Genomic DNA, 20,144 nt, shown 5'->3' with positions numbered 1-20,144 from the left:
CTCGCCCGGGAGATCCGCACCAACACCGGCTACAAACGGGGTGCCGACGAAGCCCACGCCCTCATACGCCAAGCCTTCAGCCAACCGGGAGACATCGACCCCACCGTCCCAGGCCACCTGACGATCACCCTGGACCCACTGCCCACAAAAGCCAAAACCAACGCCCTCGCCGAACTCTGCGAACACCTCACCAGCACCGAAACCCGCTACCCCGGCACCAACCTCACCCTGCACTACAAAATCAAGACGAAGGCCTGAAACCCCACACCCGAAATCTCACCATGTCCCGAGTCCTGAGGCCATGATCCTGGCCTTCAAAGACAAGTCCGGGAAGATTCCCTTCGCCAACCGCGCACCATAGGCGTTTGATAGGGGCTGGCGCGGCCATGGCTAGCAGTAACTCGTCATGACACTCCCTGGCGGGGAATGCCGCAGTAGTCTAAGCGGAAGAACACACTAATAGGGGGAGTTTCATGACCGCAACACTGACCTGTAAGCCCTAGTGCGATGACCATCAGTACGATGAACTGAGCGAATGCTATACACGCGTCTGCGTTTTCGACGACGGCGAAGAAACAAAACCCGCGCCGACTCCTGCCCACGCCCTCTTCCAGCCGCTCAAAGAAATTAGCCGAGTATTTTTAACCATAATGGAGGATGAAGAAGATGAAAGGCCCAGGGTGGAGATCGAATTCTTCGACTGGGAACTTTACTGATGCCGATGGCGTGCTGCATTTGGATGCAAGTGGGCTGAAGGACCTACATGCGCAACTGGGCGCCGTGTTGAAAGACTTCCACTAGCTGCTTGCGAGGCTAGAACTGCAAGTATACTCACGCCAACTGCAGACATTGCGACCTCAAGAACACGCGCTAGGGGTTCGGCGAAAACGACTAACTCGAGGAAGATGCAGCTGTGAGCGGACGATTTCCTGGCGTTGACTGGTTCCACAAGAGCCTGCGTGCCGATACTCTGTGGGATGTCGGCCGCAGCGGTCGAGGAGCTCAAAAAAGGGGACCGGGCATGGCTGGTAAGTACGAAGTTTTCGCCGACGAAAACGGCGGGTTCCGCTTTCATCTCAAGGCATCCAATGGGGACGTTGTAGTCACTTCGGAGAACTACAAGGCAAAAGCCAGTGCCCTTCGCGGTATCGAGGTGTTGCGGAAAAACGCGGAAACGGACAAGGTTATCGACCTCACCATAACCTCGTCCATGAGCCGTCCGAACTGACCTTGAACCTGGAAGCACTGGACAAGGGCACCGCTGCACACGAAGCAACTGTGACCGCGTTGTCTATGACATTGGAGCGGCGGGGTCTTCTGCCACAGCGGCCAGGCCTTCATGCGCCGGCCTTTGACCTAGGTTGGACGGAAGACGGAGTCATTTACATCGCGGAAGTAAAGAGCCTGACCGGTACCGACCAAACCCAGCAGATACGGCTTGGACTGGGACAGGTGCTCGATTATGCTCAGCAGATTCGACAAACGCGCCTGGCATCGTCGCCAGTTCACCCCGTGTTGGTTCTTGAGCATGAACCCAGCCATCCGCGATGGACAGAAACGGCGTCATCTGCTGGCGCCGAGCTCATGTGGGGCCCGACCTTCTTGAAGCATGAATGACGTGAGCCGACGCTTCCTCGGCGAGCCTCTTATTCCACCGGTGAGTCCTTATGGAGTTGAGTCACTGCGTCCTCGTCGGACTGGGCATCAATGGGCACGAGTTGATGGATCTCGCCGGTAGGAAGCGCGAGGTAATGCACGGTGTCGGGCGGATCGATCTGCGGAGGCCTAACTCGTTCCCGAAGGGCTGCCTGTCGGTCAGCGATCTGCTTCTTGATGTCATGCCACCGACGAGTTAGCTCCAGCGTGGTGAGCGCCGCCGTGAGTTGAGCCTCGACAGTCTCAGCCTGTTTCACTTCCGCCGCGCGTCGCTCAAGGTGCTTTCGGAACGCGAGGTACTGGTTCTCTGGATCTGCAAGTGCTGCCCTCGCGGCGTCGGCGAGAAGAGCTTTCCGTCCGAGGGCAAGGGCGGCGCGAGCAAAGTGAAGTTCGCGAACGAAATGGTCGAGGTCTTTCGTCTTGTCGCTGAGTGTCTCTTCGAGCTTGCGGTAGTCGACCGAATCCTTGGCCCCGTCAGGGCCCATGAGTAACTGCAGGGCGGACCAGTTCCGCTCCAGAAATATGTCCGCGCGTTCGAACTCATCTCCGGCGCGGTGCTGTGCAACTTCTAGATCGGGCAGCTTGCCGTCGAGCATAATACTGATTGCTGCCGACAGTTGTTTGTCCGTCGTCCGTTGGGCCGCAATCCGCTTATCTATCTCTCGCTTCTCCTGACGTCCCAGGATTGTCTCGACTCGCCGCTGATGGGCTCGCTGCTCTCGCTGAGCCAGCATGTCCATCGCCATCACTGACGCGCCCACTGCCAAGAGCGGCCAGCCAGCAACCGCGGCACCCCCGACACCCACCGGGTACAGGACGGCCTGCGCTGAGATATTGGCGGGTCCACGAGCAAAGCCGCGATACCCGTTGGTGCCAGCAGCGCGAACAAGCTCGGCACCCTTCGGCAGCACTGCCTTGAAGAGTGTGGCGCTTTTCGGATCCACTGCGCGGACGATATTGGCGAGTGCTTGCTGAAGGGCAGCATGCACTGGAACCGACTTGTACTTTGTAGGCTCAATGTCGGTGACCGGGTAGTACTCGAACGCCATTGGGACTGAGGAGACCTCAAGTGCCTCCCAGACCGAGGCCGCATTCGTTATCGACAAGACGGCCTCTGGAACCAGAATCCCCGAAGCAGGAAGGACCCGAACGCGTGCTATGGTCTCGTACACCGAGGTCTCAGTCGCCCGCGAGGGTCCCGCAGCGTCGTCACGGCGAGCACTCCTGTGCATGCGAAGAGTCAGAGCAAGAAGCCCGCCAGCGCACACTACGACTGCGACTGTCAGCGCGATCCAAAGTTCGATCATCGCGACAGCCTAACGCGATCTGGCAAAGGGTGAATTGCGACTGTTCGGAGCGCTAAGTCAGGGAACCGCACTAACGTCATCTGAGCTCTCGGATTCCGTGCTGCGGGTTGAGCCTCGCACCCCCACACATACTAAACCCGTTCAAAACCTGTCAAAGCCCTAAGAAACACGGACGGTTGAATTAGGATGACTTAGTTCGACGTTGCTAATTCGACTGGAGGTTCCACCGTGGCCGAACCATGGCTGTCCGCCGATGGGATTGCGGAGCACCTGGGGGTTACAAAGGACACGGTTTATGCATGGATCACCGACAAGCGTATGCCCGCCCACAAGGTGGGTCGGCTCTGGAAGTTCCAGACGAGCGAGGTCGATGAGTGGGTCCGAAACGGCAGCGCAGCTTCGTCAGGTGACGGTGGTACCCAAGCCGATGCATGACCGATATAGGAATGAGTCGTCGATGAACGGGGAAGCGACTCCGGCTCGGCCGTTTGCGCTCTCGTTCACCACCGGCGCCCTCCTCACACGCGAAGCATCGCTGCTCGCGCCGCTCTATCTCGAGCAACGCACTTGGAAGCAGACCCGCGACCGTGCTGTCGAAGACAACCTTCTACAGGCCAGGACCTACCGCACCAGTGTCCGGCTGGTCCGCGAAACGGTGAAGCGCCTCTCCGCATTTACCGACGCCGAGATGGTGCTCCTTACCGACGCCACGGCTTCCGAACGCGGCCATCTCATGTGGGCGGCAGCATGCCGCCGGTACGAACTCATCGGGGAGTTCGCCGAGGAGGTCGTTCGGGAGCGGTTCCTCGTTCTGGCGTCCACCTTGGACTACGACGACTTCGACAGCTTTGTACGGACCAAGGCGTTCTGGCATGGGGAGCTTACTCAGGTCAAAGACTCGACGCTGCAGAAGCTTCGATCAAACCTATTCAAGATGCTCGTAGAGGCCGGTCTTCTCACCGACGATGGCCACATAGCCCCTGTGATCCTGTCTGACCGGGTTGCCGAGCTGCTCGCAGCCCGCACGCCGTCCGACATCCGATTCTTCCCGACAGGCGGTGTCGCATGATGAAGTCCACGGCCCTGAATCAGCAGGAAGAACACCTGTTCACTGTTCTCAGCGGCAGACGGTTCCTGCAGATGGAGGGGCTCGGCAACGAGGTCCCGTTCTTCATCTACCCCTACCCGCCCGAGCACGCCTTGCCGGTCGCCGCGGCGAGGAAGCGGGTCAAGAGCCGCCTCAAGCGCGAAGGCATCGGGGTCCTCGAGATCAACCTCTACGACCTCGCTGTCGACATCCTCAAGGGCCGAGGCGTATGGGACCGGGTGCTGGCGGTCGAGCCGGACCAGGCCAAGGACGACTTCCGCGAAATGCTCCAAGGGATGCTCGACCCCCAGATCCACCTCGCGCCCGCCATCCGCGAACGCCTCAATGCCGCCGGCGCCTTCGACATTTTCTTCCTCACTGGCATCGGCGAGGTCTTCCCGTACATCCGGTCACACAACGTGCTCAACAACCTCCAGAGCGTCGTGACCGGTAAGCCCATGCTCATGTTCTTCCCCGGTCGCTACGAGCAGTCCGACACTCTCGGGTCCTCGCTCGTGTTGTTCGGGCGCCTCAAGGACGACCAGTACTACCGAGCCAAGAACATCTTGGAACAGGAAGCGTGACCCGATGCAGCTCAACCAGATCTTTGCCAAGGACGTCCAGCGTCCCATCGAGGGCGTCATCAAGGCTGACGACACCGCCCACCTCGGTACCGAGGTCGACGAGTACGTCCTGACCAACGAGGCCGCCAGGGGCCTCGAACTGCTGCTCGAGGCCTACACCGCCTATACCAACGCCAACGGTGTCTGGATCTCCGGTTTCTTCGGCTCCGGTAAGTCGCACTTGTTGAAGATGCTTGCCCACCTCCTCGGGGACGTAGAAGGGCAGGAATTCGACCGCGCCAAGGTATCGGAAAGCTTCCACGCCAAGTCCAGTGGCGCGTTCCTCCCCGCCCTGCTGACGAAGGCCCAACGCATCCCGGCCAAGAGCCTGCTGTTCAACATCGACCAGAAGGCCACACTCATCACCAAGGATCAGACGGACGCTTTGCTCAAGGTGTTCGTGAAGGTCTTCGACGAGAGCCGGGGCTACTACGGCAACCAGGGTCACGTCGCTCGCCTCGAGCGCGACCTCGACAACCGCGGCCAGTACGAGGCGTTCAAGGAGGCGTTCGAGCGGATCGCCGGCATCCCTTGGACGCAGGGCCGTGAGCAGAGCGCACTCGAGGGCGCGAGCATTGACCGCGCCTTCGCCGAGGTCAACGGAGAAGCCACGGACGGCATCATCAAGCAGTACCAAGCGTCCTACGCCGTCTCCATCGAAGACTTCGCCGACGAAGTCAAGGGATGGCTGGACAAGCAGTCCAAGGACTACCGCCTCAACTTCTACGTCGACGAGGTTGGCCAGTTCATCGGCTCCAACACTCATCTGATGCTCAACCTCCAGACGATTGCGGAGAGTCTCAACACCAAGTGCGGTGGACGTGCGTGGGTGATGGTGACCTCGCAAGAGGACATGGACAAGGTCGTCGGTGACCGCACCAAGCAGCAGGGTAACGACTTCTCCAAGATCCAAGCTCGCTTCAAGACCCACGTAAAGCTCACCAGCGCCGATGTCGAGGAGGTCATCCGCAAGCGCCTGCTAGACAAGAACGACGCCGGCGCCTGGGAACTGAAGACGATCTACGCCAAGGAATCGGCCAACTTCAAGACGCTGTTCGACTTCGTTGACGGTGCGAAGACCTACCGAAACTACACCGACGAGGAACACTTTGTCGGCACCTACCCGTTTGTGAGCTACCAGTTTCCGCTCTTCCAGGCAGCGATCGAGGGCATCTCCGACCACAACGTCTTCGAGGGCCGCAACAGCTCGGTGGGTGAGCGTTCGATGCTCGGCGTCGTCCAACAGGTCGCCAAGGACATCGGCGATGTCGAGGTCAGCACGCTGGCCACCTTTGATCACATGTTCGCCGGCATCCGAGCCTCACTGAAGTCCGCCGCGCAGCGCTCCATCGACGTCGCCGAGCGCAACCTCGACAACGAGCTCGCAATCCGCCTGCTCAAGGCGCTCTTCCTCGTTAAGTACGTCGAGAGCTTTCAGGCCACGCCCCGGAACCTCACCGTGCTCGTCTACGACCGCTTCGGTCTTGATCTGCCCGCACTCGCGGAAGACGTGAAGGAGGCGTTGAGGCTCCTGGAGACGCAAACCTACGTCCAGCGCAACGGCAACGTCTACGCGTACCTCACCAACGAAGAGCAGGTCATCGAGGAGGAGATCAAGAACGTCGACATTGACGCTTCCGAGGTCAGCGCCCAGCTCTTCAAGATCTTCTCCGGTGACGTCATCAAGACCAAGATCCGCTACGCCAAGAACGGCCAAGACTTTCCGTTCGGTTTCAAGCTCGACGACCAGGTCCACGGGCCGCAGAAAGAACTTTCGGTCCACTTCATCACCCCGGAGTATCCGTATACGCCCGACGAAACGCGGATGCACAGCGCCGGAAAAGACGAGCTGCGGGTCATCCTCGAACCCGACGAGCGCGTGCTTTCGGACCTTCGTCTGTTGCTCAAGACCGACAAATACACCAAGCGAAAGAGGACCACCTCACTGTCCGCGATCGAGGTGCAGATCCTTCAATCGAAGGCGACTCTGAACCGCGAGAGGGAGAAAGAGCTTGTCCAGCGCATCCGGAGTGCGGTGGGCAAGGCGACGCTGGTCGTCAACGCTGCCGACGTGCCCGCGTCCTCGCAGGATGCAATGGGCCGTGTGGCTGAGGGCTTCCAGGAGCTTGTCAGCCGGACCTACACCCAGCTCAAGCTTCTCGGTGGTGTCACCTACAGCGAGCAGCAGGTGGCAGGTGCCGCCAACCCCGACAGCGGACTATTCGACGCGGACGCTTTTTTTAAGTTCAACCAGCCTGCTGAGGAAGTCCTGTCCGCCGTCCTCCGCAAGGACGCACAGGGCGAGCAAGTGACGATGAAGACTGTCGTTGACACCTTCCAAGCCAAGCCATATGGCTGGGACCTCGCCTCCATCGAAGTGATCGTCGCGTCACTGATCGGTGCCTCAAAGATCACGCTGACCGTCGATAGCAATATCCTCAAGCGAAGCGAGGTCGCCGCGGCGCTGCGCAACACGCAGAAGCACCCGCACGAGATCGTCGCCCCCCAGAAGACCTTCAATGAGCGCAAGGTCGCCAACTTTCGGAAGTTCTGCACCGACTTCTTCGACGAAGGCAATGCACCAAAAGACCCACAGGAGCTGGCCCGCCACGGCGCCGACAAACTCAAGGGCAAGCTCGACGAACTCAAGGCGATCGTCAGCGGCTCGAGGTACCCGTTCGTAGAGCAACTCAGTGGTGCCATCAGCCTCCTGGTGCAGACAGTCGGCAAGTCGGACGACTGGTACCTCAACGATTTCAACCTCGGCGACGACCTGCTCGAAGCCAAGGAGGGCCACATCGACCCGATCCAGTCGTTCCTTAGCGGAGCGCAACGGTCAATCTTCGACGGGGCATCAGCGCTCCTGTCCAACCACAGCAGCAACCTCAGCTACCTTCCCTCGGGCAGTGACGAGACCGTCAAGACCGCGCTGGCTGATCCGAACGCCTTTCGCGGCAACAAGATGGCCCAGCTCAGACAGGCCGCCGACGACCTGCGAAGCCAGATCGACGGGGTGGTCGCCACGAACCGGGCTTTGGTCACTGCCGTCATCGAAGGCCGCAAGGCAGAGTTGCTCGGCGGGAGCTACTACGCGAATGCGACGCCGGAGGCACAGCAGCGTGCCGTCCAGCGTGTAGTTCAGACGCTCGCCCGAGTCGCCGCCGAGAGCCAGATTGCACTCATCCTCCAGATCGGGTCGAACTTCGAGGCCAGCGACTACCCGGCTCTGCTCGACCTCGTGGCCTCCTCCCCGAATAACCCAGGTCCCGACCCCACCCCGACCAAACATACGGTCTCCGTGAAGACGATCACTGTTTCTGGCGCGTCTGGCGTGCTCGAAACGGAAGAGGACGTCGACAAGTACCTCGGTGCCTTGCGTAGCGCTCTCGTCCAGACCCTGAACGACGGAAAGCGAATCTCACTCTGATGGAAACCGCACCGCTTAAGTCCTTCGCGACGTGGGCACGCACCGCGCTCATCCGCGAGGTCACCGCGCGCATCGCCGTAGTCCTGGCGCCGGCATCCTCCGAGCGAGTCGAGCAGGCGAAGGCCGTTGCTGCCCTGGAGAAGGCGGTCGCCGCCGCCGGGGATGGCGAGAACGGTCACGCCGCCGTCGCCGACAAGGTCGCTTACACCTGGTTCAACCGAATCATCGCGCTGCGTTTCATGGATGCCAACGGTTACACCGGCGTTGGTGTTGTCTCACCGCAGGCAGGGGTTGGGGTCGGCCAGCCCGAGATCCTCGCTGACGCCAAGCGCGGCGTGATCGACAGCGACGTCGTAAGCCAGCAGACCCGCGACGCAGTGACTGCCCTTCTCAACGGGATCCGCCAAAGCGGCGATCCCCAAGCCGAGGCGTACGCCTTGCTCCTTGAGGCCTACTGCAACTACTGGCACATGGCAATGCCGTTCATGTTCGAGGGGGAGGGCGACTTCACCGAGCTGCTTATCCCGGCCAACCTGCTCGCCGACGACTCGGTGCTTAACCGCTCGGTCAAGGTCCTGACCAAGGATGTGTGCAAGGACGTCGAGGTCATCGGCTGGCTATACCAGTTCTACATCTCCGAGCGGAAGGACGAAGTCTTCGCTGGGTTCAAGAAGAACAAGAAGGCCGGAGCCGACGAGATACCTGCCGCCACCCAGCTCTTCACCCCACACTGGATCGTCCGCTACCTAGTCGAGAACTCCCTCGGTCGCCTCTGGATGCTCAACCGCCCGTCCTCCGGCCTGGTCAACCAGATGGACTACTACATCGCCCCGCTCGGCGAGGAGACCGACTTCCTCAAGATCACTGGGCCCGAAGAACTAAAAATCATCGACCCGGCCTGCGGGTCGGGCCACATGCTCACCTACGCGTTCGACCTCCTCTACGCGGTCTACGAGGAAGAGGGCTACAGTCCGGCCGACATCCCGGGCTTGATCCTCGCCAACAATCTCTACGGCACCGAGATCGACCCACGCGCGGGTGCGCTGGCGGCGTTCGCGCTCACAATGAAGGCTCGCGCCAAACAGCGCAATTTCTTCAATAGGGCCGTCGAGCCGAATGTGTGCGTTCTGGAGCCGGTTGTGTTCACACCGCAGGAATTTGACATCCTGTTGTCGAGGTCAAGCGACGAGCCCGAGGAGATTTCACTCTGGAACCAGTTCGAGCACTCGGACACGCTGGGTGCTCTGATCCGTACGCCCACCTGGTGGATTGAAACGGCGAAGAAGCGTATTTCCGCCACCGGCGAACCTCAGGGCGACTTGCTCCTCGAAGGCGTCCTGCGGCGGGCTCGCCGGGTCGTGACTCAAGCCGAATTCCTGAGTCCTCGCTACAACGTTCTTGTTGCCAACCCGCCCTACATGGGGAGTGGAAACATGGGCGCAACGTTGTCTGAGTTTGCGCGCGTGAACTATCCGACATCGAAGTCGGACCTCATGACTATGTTCATGGAGCGCGGACAGTCACTGCTGATTTCGCGCGGTGAGTGGGCGATGATCAATCTGCCGACATGGACCTTCTTGGCGTCCTCGGCGAAGTTGCGGGCCACTTTTCTGCTCTCCAACCGTCTTAGATCGATGGTGTTGACCGGGCGAGGGGTCTTCGGTTCCGACTTCGGTGCTGTCGCGTTTGTGACTACGAAGGTCGCCCCGTTGCCAGAGACGCGGGCCGTCTACCGAAAGCTCACCACCAACAACGTTGAGGTTCGGAGCAACGACGCGATTCGCAAGCTTTTTCTCGACCATGGCTTCGGCCGATTCGAACTTGCGCAATCAACCTTCTTGGATGTTCCTGGATCGCAGATCGCATTCGGGCTCGCCCCCGATCTCCTCCGTCTGTTCACATCAAGGAAGCCGCTCGGGACGGCGGTCCAAATCCGAGCAGGCATCTCGACGGGCGACAACTCCCGTTTTGTTCGGTTTTGGCACGAGATTTCGCGCACTCGGATCCACCCGGGACGCAGCGAATCTGCACCCTGGAAGCCTCACAACAAAGGGGGTGCGTTCAGACGGTGGTACGGCAACATCGAGCACGTCCTCAGGTACAACAGCGCCAGCGTGCGCGAGATGGACAGCCTGCCGGGTTTTCGCCACGACGGGCGGGACGTTTACTTCGAACCTCATGTCAGTTGGTCCGAAGTGACCTCGGGCCGCCCGAGCTTTCGCTCCTACCCGCCTGGAATGACCTTCGGGAGTGGAAGCAAAGCGATTGTCGGCGACGACCAAGAGCTGATGGCGACTCTCGCATATCTCAACTCAGCGGCTGTGGAAGAGATGCTCGGGGTTCTCAGCCCGGGCATGAAGACCGAGGTCGGACACATCGCGGGCCTCCCGGGCTGTGACTTCGGAAAAGATGCTGATGACGTAGCTGCACTTGCGCGACGGGCGACGAACCTCGCAAAGGTTGAGTGGGACTCGGTAGAATCGTCGATGGATTTTGGTCGATTGCCCCTCGTCGAAACAGGGGAGACGTCGCTCCCCAAGGCTCTATCGCGGGTTCTGGACCAGCGGCGTGAGGTTGCTGCGGAGCTGGGCCGCATCGACAACCGGGTTGATGCTCTCGTGTGGAAAAGTATCGGCCGACAGGTCCCTACGGTGGACGGGAGCGCAAAAGGCGAAGCGCGGCGCTCCCCTGAGGACGTCCTGGGACGCGATCCGTCACTCGCAGCCGACCTCGTCTCGTACTTCGTCGGGTGTCTGTTCGGTCGCTACAGCCTCAACGAGCCCGGGCTGATCCTCGCCGACCAGGGGGCGACTCTGCAAGACTATCTCGCCAAGGTGTCAACCCCGTGCTTCATGCCGGATGCAGACAACGTCATCCCGATCGTGGACGGAGACTGGTTCGAGGACGACATCGTTGAACGGTTCCGCCAGTTCCTTCGAGTTGCGTTTGGAGAGGAGCACTTCGAGGAGAACCTGCAATTCGTCATGGAGTCGCTCGGCGCGAAGAACCTGCGCGACTACTTCGTGAAGTCCTTCTACAAGGATCACGTGCAGCGGTACAAGAAGCGACCGATCTACTGGCTGTTCTCCAGCCCCAAGGGATCCTTCAATGCGCTCATCTACATGCACCGCTACACGCCTTCAACGGTCTCGACTGTGCTGAACGAGTACTTGCGCGAGTTCCAGGCAAAGATCAAGGCGAGTCTTGAGCACGCCGAACGCGCCAACAACGCGAAGGAGGCCGACCGATTGCGCAAAGTGTTGCTGGAGCTTGACGAGTATGAGCACGACGTTCTATACCCGCTGGCCTCCCAGCAGATCGCAATAGACCTCGACGACGGTGTTAAGGTCAACTACCCGAAGTTTGGTGCCGCCCTCAAGAAGATCCCCGGACTGGAGGGCGACGCATGATCACTTTCGAAGATCACGGATCGAAGGTCGCCTTGGTCTATATCCCGGGGCTCTATAGGCCGGCAAAATGGGTGGACGACAAGCTGAACTCCGAAGATCATGCCACGCTCTCGCAAGTCTTCACGGTCCAGAAGGCGGACCTGCTAAGCCAAGACACTGACGACGACGAAGACGTCCGTCGCTTCGTGATCGGCAGCCTCGACGGTCAGTATCGGACCATACGAGCAGACGTCCTTGGCCTCAAGCACGACTTGCTGATCGCAACGTCGATACACCTGACGAGATCAACGTTCGTCGCTGAACGCAACATCTCCATCTTCGGACGAATCGACGATTTGCTTACAGAGCAGATCGTCGTCGGGGGGAATCGGGAAGGCGCAATCCCCGTAGACGAGTTCGTTCGGCTGCTCCAGAGGTTCCCGACCTCGACCGAGGTCACCTACTACGCAGCAACGCGGGTCACCCGCATCCTCCGCGAGTATCTGGAAACCATGTCCGACGCCGAGCTACGGCTGGAGAACTACATCGCGCGTCGCGAACGCTCCGGGACTGAGGAACGGGTAGAAGCCCATGGTCGGATACCGGTCGCGAACGAGTTGGAGCTCGAGAAGTTCACTTACGTTCGCGACCGCCTCGTTGAGATGTTGAAGGACGCGGAGGGCTACCCCGAGGCTGACTGGCAGAGGGCAGTGGCCGACCTGTTCCTCCTTGTTTTTCCGCAGTACATCGCGGTTCTGCATAACGTCCACGTCAAGGAACTGTACTCAAACGAATCTAAGTCGACGTCCCGCTATCTGGACCTCGTGCTCGTCGGGGCCAACGGATGTGTAGATATCATCGAGATCAAGAAGCCGTTCGAGCGCGGCCTCGTATCAAAGAGTGTGTATCGCGGCAACCATGTCCCTGTCCCCGAGCTGTCGGGCGCGATCATGCAGGCGGAGAAGTACCTCTTCTACCTGAGCAAGTGGGGCAGGGGCGGCGAGAAAGCCATCACCAAGAAGCACAAATCGAATCTTCCCGTTGGCATTGAGATCAAGATCGCCAACCCAAAGGCGATCATTCTGACCGGACGCGACTACAACCTTTCTGCCAAGGAGAGGTTCGACTTTGAATTCGTCCGACGGAAGTACTCGAATGTCGTCGACATCATCTCCTACGACGACTTGCTGCGCCGTCTGGAGAACATCATCGACACCCTTACGAAGCGCGTTGTCACCGAGGGTAATCTTGGGCCTGACGACGAGATCGGAATGTCCGCATGAGTGTAGCCGCCATCCGTCCCCATCTGGAGCGCCGATTTGTCGACCACCGCGTCGTGTTTTGGCACGACGCGGAGGGCCAATTTTCCTCCGATCTCGAAATTCTCGACCTGCCAAGCGTGACGACGGTCCGCGTTGGCAACGACGAGTACGCGATCAAGAACCGGCTGCTACACGACCATCCCGAGGATAAGTTCCTTGTCTACCGCTCCGGTCAAGTGCCCGCCGGCATTGACAACTGGCTGCTCGACCTTGAGCTTGCCTACGGAGTCTTCACGGCCGATCGTAGTTCGCTCGTCTCGCAGGATCTCGGTCTCACCGCTGATGGCATCGAGGAAGTCGTAGGGGCGCAGGACAAGTTCTTCAACGCCGATAAGCGTGTCCAGAGCCTCAAGACGCTGCTCACACCCACGGACGACGCCGCCAGACTCCGCGCCAAGATGTCGGCCGTCGTGCTCGGCCAGAAGGAGCACAGCCTTCTGGAGATTACCCGCACGCTGCTCACCGAAAACGCAAGGGGCCAGCGCACAAAGTACGACGCCCTCGTCTACTACGAACTCGCCGACTTCTACTGGCGCGGGGCCGCCTCCATCTACGGCTACGAGTCGGCATCGCCGAGCATCGAGGACTTCATCTTGTGGATGTTCGTCAAGGCCATCGACGGCTTCAAGTCCGATCGACCGGGGGGGCTACAGAACATCCAGCTCGATTTTGCGAGCCTGCGCAACGACCGTCGGAGCCAGGAAGCGCTCTCGATTCTGGCTAAGCGCGCTTCTGTCGACCTCGACTACAAGGCGAGCATTGAGGCCGTGAGTTTCCGCGATCTCGTCGCGGACGACCTGTTCGAGGAGACCGACCGCAAGATCATCGTGGATCTTGCCCGGGCAGTCACCGACCGGACAGTCACCGCCCGCGAGGTCGCCGACGTCATACGCGCTCGTCAGAGCAGCGCGTGGATTGACGGCTACCGACAGCTCTACACCGCCATCGGCGCGGCAGCCGAGATGCTGTCTGCGTTGAGCACGATCGACTTCACGTTCTCGTCGTTCGACGAGGCGTTGGGGCGCTACTGCAACGACTGGTTCCGCATCGACCAGCTTTACCGCCACTTCACCTACGCCCGGCGTACTTACGAGGGGCCGCACCCCCTCGACCCGCTGCGCGAGCAGGTCGAGAAGTGCTACACCAACAAGTTCGTCTACGAGTTGGGCAACGCGTGGCAGAAGCAGGTCGACGCGGCCGACAAGTGGGGTTCGTCGGCACTTCGCTCGCAGCGGTCGTTCTACGGTAACTACGTCGAGCAGCTCGTCCGTGAGGACAAGAAGGCCGTCGTCATCATCTCCGACGCCCTTCGTTACGAGGTCGCTGAAGAGCTTGGCTCGCGCATCCGTCAGGAAGACCGCTTCGACGCCGATCTTGAGGCTGTCCTTGGCGTGCTGCCGAGCTACACCCAACTCGGCATGGCGGCTTTGCTTCCTCACCGCACCCTCAAACACTCAGCGGACGGCAAGACCGTTCTCGCCGACGACCAGCCCACGAACGGTACCGGTCCACGCTCAAAGATCCTTGAGACGGTCGGTGGCGCCGCCGTCCAGGCGGAGGACTTCAAGGCGCTCAGCCCCGAGGAGCGCCGCGAGCTCTTCAAGAACAATCGCGTCCTGTATATCTACCACGATGTCATCGACGCGACCGGGGACAAACCCGGCACCGAACGCCGGGTCTTCGAGGCCGCTGAGCAAGCACTTGGTGAATTGGTCGACCTGGTCAAGAAGGCCGCCAACGCAAACGCCACCAACATTTTCGTCACCGCTGATCACGGTTTCCTGTTCCAGGACGAGGCGCTACCCGAGCACTTCTACCTCTCGGAGAAGCCGCAAGGCGACAAAATACTTGTGGCCAACCGCCGATACGTACTCGGGCACGGCCTCAAGGACGACCCCGCTTTCACGACCTTCAACTCTGTGCAGCTCGAACTCGACAGCGAGATCGAGGTGCAGATCCCCAAGTCGATCCACCGCCTAAAACTGGCCGGCGGCGGCTCGCGCTTCGTCCACGGCGGCGCGACTCTCCAGGAGATTGTTGTCCCTGTGCTCGCGGTCAACAAGAAGCGAAAGAGCGACACCCGGCTCGTAAACGTCAAGGTGCTGCCGGACACCGACAAAATCACCACCGGCCAGATTGTCGTGAAACTGTTCCAGTCAGAGCCTGCGAGCGACAAGGTCCAGCTGCGGACCCTGCGTGCCGGCCTCTTCGTCGGGGATACGCTGATCTCCAACGACCCGCAGCCCGAGCTGACCTTCGACTCGACCTCTACCGAGCAGCGCGACCGCTACCAGAGCATCCAGTTGCTGCTCAACAAGGACGCCAATGACTATAACAACCGCCCGGTAGAGTTCCGACTCGAAGAGCGGATACCCAACACGAACCAGTGGCGCGTCTACGAGAAGGCGGTATACACGCTCAGGCGTTCGTTCACATCGGACTTCGACTTCTAAGGCAGCTGACATGACTGAAGACACAGATCTCGACGTGGTCGCCGACGACTTCCCGGATGGATCGGCCTCTGAGCTGGCAAACGACCATGTGCCGGAGCTGACCGCCCTTGACAAGAAGATCAACCAACACTTCGCGGGCCTCGTCGTCCGGAAGGACTTGGTCAAGGCCGTCAAGGGCAATGCGATCGTGCCGTCGTACGTCCTGGAGTACCTGCTCGGCCAGTACGCCGCCTCCGATGACGAAGCAACGATACAGGCGGGGATTGGATCTGTCCGCCAGATCCTCGCCGATCACTACGTCCATCGGAACCAGTCCGAGCTGGTGAAATCGACGATCCGCGAACGCGGTCGCTACAAGATCATCGACAAGGTCACGGTTTCGCTCAACGACAAGGATGACCGGTACGAGGCCGAGTTCTCCAACCTCGGTATCAAGGGAGTGATTGCGGATTCGGGCACGGTCAACGCGCACCCCAAGCTCCTCGTCGGCGGTGTGTGGTGCATCTGCGACATCGACTACTTTCACTTCGACGACGCGCGCGTCACCCCGTGGCAACTTGGTTCGCTGAAGCCAATCCAACTCTCCAACTTTGACTTCGAGAGTTACACCACCTCCCGCCGCGATTTCACGAGCGATGAGTGGATCGACCTGCTCATCCAGTCGATCGGCTTCAACCCCGACTTATTCGGTCGCCGCGCCAAACTCATCCAGCTCGTCCGGCTCATCCCGTTCGTCGAGCGCAACTACAACCTCGTAGAACTCGGCCCCAAGGGCACCGGCAAGTCACACATCTTCTCGGAGTTCTCACCCCACGGCATGCTCATCTCCGGTGGCGAAGTCACCGTCCCAAAGCTTTTCGTCAACAACTCCAACGGCCGCATCGGACTGGTTGGCTACTGGGATGTCGTCGCTTTCGACGAGTTCGCTGGTAAGAAGAAACGCACTGACAAGGCGCTCGTCGACATCATGAAGAACTACATGGCGAACAAGTCGTTTTCGCGCGGCGTCGAGACGCTTGGCGCGGAAGCCTCGATGGTGTTCGTCGGCAACACCTCGCACACCGTGCCCTACATGCTCAAGCACTCCGACTTGTTCGACGAGCTTCCGGAGAGTTACCACGACTCCGCCTTCCTCGACCGCCTGCACCACTACATCCCCGGTTGGGAGGTTGACACCATCCGGGGGGAGATGTTCTCGAACGGCTACGGGTTCGTCGTCGACTACATCGCCGAGGTGCTCAAGTCGATGCGCTCGGCAGACTACTCCGATCGCTACCAGTTACACTTCACGCTGTCGTCGGACATCTCGACCCGTGACCGCGACGGAATCCATAAGACCTTTTCCGGGTTGATGAAAATTCTCTACCCGCACGGGGAAGCGACTGTCCAAGAGATCGAGGAGATCCTCCGCTTAGCAATCGAGGGCCGCAGACGCGTCAAAGATCAGATCCTGCGCATCGACTCGACGATGGCAGACGTCAAGTTCGGCTACCTCGACAAGACCGGTATATGGCACCCGGTCTCGACTCTCGAAGAGGACGAGTACCCGTCGTACTACTACCGTGAGCGCCGCGATGGCGCTGAGGCAGAGGACATAGTGGGCGTTCCCGCTGCGGGCGCCAAGACTGCTGCGGAAGGCGCTCAACCGCCTTCGGAGGAGCAGATCGCCGTGGACCCGTTGTTCGAGGGCCACCGGGAGTTCCAGGAAAACCAGCGGGGGGTCTCGTTCGATACCCTCCTCGTCCCGTACCTGCGCGGAGCCACGGAAATCACCATAGTCGACCCCTACATCCGGCAGTTCCATCAGGCCCGCAACCTCATGGAACTCATCGAGCGCATCTCAGTTTCGAAGGACGCTGCCGAAGAGGTGAGCGTCAAGCTGATCACCTCAGAGACCACTGAGGGCGAGGAAAAGCTCCGCAAGCAGTTCGAGCTTTTACTCAAAATCAAGCAGGGAGCGTCTGCTGGTGGCATCACAGTGGACGTCGTCTTCGACAGCGGCATTCATGATCGATCTATTCTCACCGATACGGGGTGGCGGATCCTACTTGGCCGGGGGCTCGACATCTTCCAGTACGTCACCGGCGATGCCTTTGATCTCGCAAGCAAGCTTCAGGAGTTCCGTCAGGTGAAAGCGTTCGGAGTGACCTATATCCGTGAGAATGAGCAATAGCGGGGGTGAAATGGAGGGTCATCTCCCCAGCGTTGGATATTCCACTTTTGCTTGGCCACCTCCAATTCCGGAACAGGCACTTAGTCGCCGGGGCGACATGGGAGCGGCAGACAATATAAGTAAGAAGAATCCCGGCTTTGTGGCCTTCGCCAAGTCCAGCGGACTTCCGTTCAGCCTTACGAGCAGTTTGAAGCCGCTGGCGTCGTAGAGAGGGGCGATCTGTACCGCGACATCGCCAAGCAGATCTGGAACCGCGACGATCTCCTTGCTGTCGAGGAAGGGCACAGCTGATGACTGGCGCGTAGCGGCCCTGCATCCATAGGGGCACTGGCACCGGCAGTCGAAGAAATTGCTGGAACGATTTGAGTTCATCGCCCGCGGCGTCCGCAAATCACCAACTACCGGCTCAGATGCCTACTCGCCGCCGGCGGACACCGCCCCTACCGGGCGAAACAATCCAACCATGCCTAAATGTGAAGAGCCAGATTATGGAACCCTGGTTGTGTTGATTTATCCGGAACAGGTGCCGGGGTAGCCCGGGGCCAGCATTTTGAACGAAAAACGGAAACTCAACAGTCCCAAGTATCTTTTGTGGCATGATTCCTAAGGCACAGGCGTGCCCTTCGAAGGGTGAGGATCAGGATGAGTTATAGCAACAAGACGTACGTTGCGTTTGCCAGCGAAGACATCAAGCAGTACTACTTGATGGAAGCTTGGCGCGAGAGCGAACACATTGAATTTTCGTTCTTCGATGCCCACAATCTGTATATCTCGCTTGACGCAAGCAAACCTGAGACGATCAAGCGCAATCTCCGTGAGCGCATGAAGAACGCCAAACAAGTGGTTCTCCTTGGAAGCCCCGCCGGACGCCGCAAGGGGTCGGACGGAACTTCGTTCCTCGCGCACGAGGTCAAGGTTCTCATGGAATTCAACCTACCCGTGGTCATCGCCAACCTCGACCGTGACCGAACTGTGGACAGAAACTTCATCCCACAGCCACTTTTGGACAATCGGTATCACACAATTTCCGTGTCTTTCCAGCCCAAAATCATTCAGTACGCACTGGACAAGTACGCGCCGGCCTTTGCCCGAAGCGCTAAGGAGGGGCCGTACCAGTACAACGCGTCTGTCTACACGGGTCTCGATCTGTGAGTGGCATTCCGAGCGAATTGCGCAGCAAACGCTTCTTCGCTAAAGCCACGGGTCGGTCACTCGCGATACTGGGCGGCGTATCCATTTTCGTCGGATTATTCGACATCTTCTTCCCGGACGTGCTCCCGCACTTTGGGTGGGCAGTCTGGCCAGCCTTGGGTTTGTCTTGCATCGTTGGTGCGTGGCTTGCTTGGCCACAGCCAATCGGGTTCGCATACAAGTCGCCACAGACTACAGTTCGCATCATCTCGGGGGACTTCTTTGATAACAGTGCGGCTGCTGAGCACCTTGTCGTCGGGGTGAGTACGTCCTTCGATACTCGTTCCCCAATCATTGCCCCAGCAAGTTTGCAGGGGCAATTTCTGCAACGGGTCTACCTAAACGACGCAGATCGATTGGACGCCGAATTGGTGACCGCCCTCCAGCCGTACGCGAGTCGCGCGGAACCAATTGAAGGCAAGGAACGCGGCAACAGGTTGGCCTACCCAATCGGAACGACGGCTGTCCTGCAAGGGCCAAGTCGCACGGCATTCTTGCTTGCCTATACAAAAATGGACAAAGAGGATCACGTCTCAACGGATGTCGACTTGGTTTGGGAGAGCTTGACTAGTCTTTGGGACCGTGTCAGAGTACGCGGAAACGCTACCGTGGTCAGGATGGGCGTGATCGGCGGGGGCCTTGCCAATTTATCGTCTACACTGCCGGCGATGGATGCCATCCGCTTTCAGGTTCTTTCGTTCATGCTCGCGTCCCGTAAGGAGCGCATTTGTGACGGTCTCAATATCGTTGTGAGACCAGGGGAGTATGACGAACTGGATCACGCCGTCTTACATGACTTCTTGAAGTCGTTGGGGTGACGAGATGATCCTATACAACTGCCGGTAAATGATAATTGCGCCTTTTGCGACTACTGAGTGGCACGCGGCCGTACACCGTCCTACAGCGGGACCCAAACGCGGCGGCCCTCGTCACTCAGGAGCAGCGGGGAATGAGTCATTTGCTAGTGCTGAAATCAGGAGCTATGCCCGCGCCGTGATCAGGTTGCCCGTCGCCTGGAATGTACTGACTATTCGTCAGAACATCGGGGGACATTGACCACGGGATTAGTGTCAAACGACCCGATAGCTGCCCTTCGTATTTGTGATACTGCTTGGATCGGGGCCAGGAAAGTCACGGGGTGGACATAGTCATCAGCAATCACGGCGTCTCGGTATCCCTAGAGATACAGGACCTATTACCGATCTGGCGGCAATGTTCTAGCCCGGGGTTTTCATGAGGCTGTCGCCCGCGGGGTGTGTTAAAGCGACGAAAGGTGCTTCTGAGCTGGGAAAATAGTGTTGTCGACGCACTGATCCACCGGCTGAAAGAAGCACCTTTCTGATGTCCAAGATTACCGGAGTTTTCCCGTCCCTTCCTGTTGCCACGACGGAGCAGTCGCTGGTCTCCCATGCCGGGCTGAACGTGGTGACGTCTTTTGTTGACGCGCTCGGATTCAGGGACCTATGCGAAGACCGTTTGGGCCAGTTCGTCCCCTCCGGCGCCTGGCACCGGCCCG

Annotated in this window: 14 protein-coding genes and 1 pseudogene; 14 read left to right on the top strand and 1 reads right to left on the bottom strand. The window is 59.5% G+C overall.

Translation table 11 applies throughout. The features are described from left to right. From DAD99_RS03760 to DAD99_RS03750, 3 genes are all read left to right on the top strand, one after another. Positions 1-258, top strand: a 258-nt coding sequence (locus DAD99_RS03760) for a putative transposase (protein WP_193340408.1), incomplete at its 5' end; no start/stop codon positions are given. Positions 259-913: 655 nt separating this feature from the next. After that, the gene (locus DAD99_RS03755; protein ID WP_309233194.1) at positions 914-1,228 is read left to right on the top strand and encodes a DUF1508 domain-containing protein; all 315 of its coding nucleotides are present in this window, start codon (positions 914-916) and stop codon (positions 1,226-1,228) included. Between the two features lie 2 nt (positions 1,229-1,230). After that, positions 1,231-1,617, top strand: coding sequence for a hypothetical protein (locus tag DAD99_RS03750; RefSeq protein WP_193340407.1), 387 nt, complete (start codon positions 1,231-1,233; stop codon positions 1,615-1,617). A 29-nt stretch (positions 1,618-1,646) separates the two neighbouring features. Here the strand turns inward: DAD99_RS03750 and DAD99_RS03745 are convergent, their stop codons facing one another. After that, a complete protein-coding gene (locus tag DAD99_RS03745; protein WP_193340406.1) occupies positions 1,647-2,705 on the bottom strand; it encodes a hypothetical protein in 1,059 nt (352 codons plus the stop codon). A gap of 486 nt (positions 2,706-3,191) precedes the next feature. Here DAD99_RS03745 and DAD99_RS03740 point away from each other — a divergent pair, with 486 nt between their 5' ends. From DAD99_RS03740 to DAD99_RS03690, 11 genes and pseudogenes are all read left to right on the top strand, one after another. Beyond that, positions 3,192-3,398: a helix-turn-helix domain-containing protein gene (locus tag DAD99_RS03740; RefSeq protein WP_193340405.1), complete on the top strand. Its 207-nt coding sequence runs from the start codon at positions 3,192-3,194 to the stop codon at positions 3,396-3,398. 22 nt (positions 3,399-3,420) lie between these two features. After that, positions 3,421-4,032, top strand: a complete 612-nt coding sequence (locus DAD99_RS03735; protein WP_193340404.1) for a DUF1819 family protein — start codon at positions 3,421-3,423, stop codon at positions 4,030-4,032. Further along, a complete protein-coding gene (locus tag DAD99_RS03730) occupies positions 4,029-4,634 on the top strand; it encodes a DUF1788 domain-containing protein (protein ID WP_227007626.1) in 606 nt (201 codons plus the stop codon). Before DAD99_RS03735 ends, DAD99_RS03730 begins: the two co-directional genes overlap by 4 nt. Before the next feature lie 4 nt (positions 4,635-4,638). Continuing rightward, the gene (gene brxC, locus DAD99_RS03725) at positions 4,639-8,100 is read left to right on the top strand and encodes a BREX system P-loop protein BrxC (RefSeq protein ID WP_193340403.1); all 3,462 of its coding nucleotides are present in this window, start codon (positions 4,639-4,641) and stop codon (positions 8,098-8,100) included. After that, complete coding sequence (pglX, locus tag DAD99_RS03720; RefSeq protein WP_193340402.1) at positions 8,100-11,510, top strand: BREX-1 system adenine-specific DNA-methyltransferase PglX; 3,411 nt, start codon at positions 8,100-8,102, stop codon at positions 11,508-11,510. Before brxC ends, pglX begins: the two co-directional genes overlap by 1 nt. Continuing rightward, positions 11,507-12,772: a Shedu immune nuclease family protein gene (locus DAD99_RS03715; RefSeq protein WP_193340401.1), complete on the top strand. Its 1,266-nt coding sequence runs from the start codon at positions 11,507-11,509 to the stop codon at positions 12,770-12,772. The genes pglX and DAD99_RS03715 overlap by 4 nt, the downstream gene beginning before the upstream one ends. Beyond that, complete coding sequence (gene pglZ / locus DAD99_RS03710) at positions 12,769-15,264, top strand: BREX-1 system phosphatase PglZ type A (RefSeq protein ID WP_193340400.1); 2,496 nt, start codon at positions 12,769-12,771, stop codon at positions 15,262-15,264. The genes DAD99_RS03715 and pglZ overlap by 4 nt, the downstream gene beginning before the upstream one ends. Before the next feature lie 10 nt (positions 15,265-15,274). Then, a complete protein-coding gene (gene brxL, locus DAD99_RS03705; protein ID WP_193340399.1) occupies positions 15,275-17,437 on the top strand; it encodes a BREX system Lon protease-like protein BrxL in 2,163 nt (720 codons plus the stop codon). Between the two features lie 642 nt (positions 17,438-18,079). After that, positions 18,080-18,589 (top strand): TIR domain-containing protein, encoded by a 510-nt coding sequence (locus tag DAD99_RS03700; RefSeq protein ID WP_193340398.1) that lies wholly within the window; start codon positions 18,080-18,082, stop codon positions 18,587-18,589. Further along, positions 18,586-19,446: a macro domain-containing protein gene (locus DAD99_RS03695; protein ID WP_193340397.1), complete on the top strand. Its 861-nt coding sequence runs from the start codon at positions 18,586-18,588 to the stop codon at positions 19,444-19,446. Before DAD99_RS03700 ends, DAD99_RS03695 begins: the two co-directional genes overlap by 4 nt. Before the next feature lie 523 nt (positions 19,447-19,969). Continuing rightward, positions 19,970-20,144, top strand: a pseudogene (locus tag DAD99_RS03690) (IS1380 family transposase); the annotation flags it as partial.

The sequence above is a fragment of the Pseudarthrobacter sp. AB1 genome, from assembly GCF_014926485.1.
GTDB lineage: Bacteria > Actinomycetota > Actinomycetes > Actinomycetales > Micrococcaceae > Arthrobacter.
The sequence above is the reverse complement of the archived record's forward strand: the minus strand, read 5'-3'. Positions and strand labels throughout refer to the sequence as shown.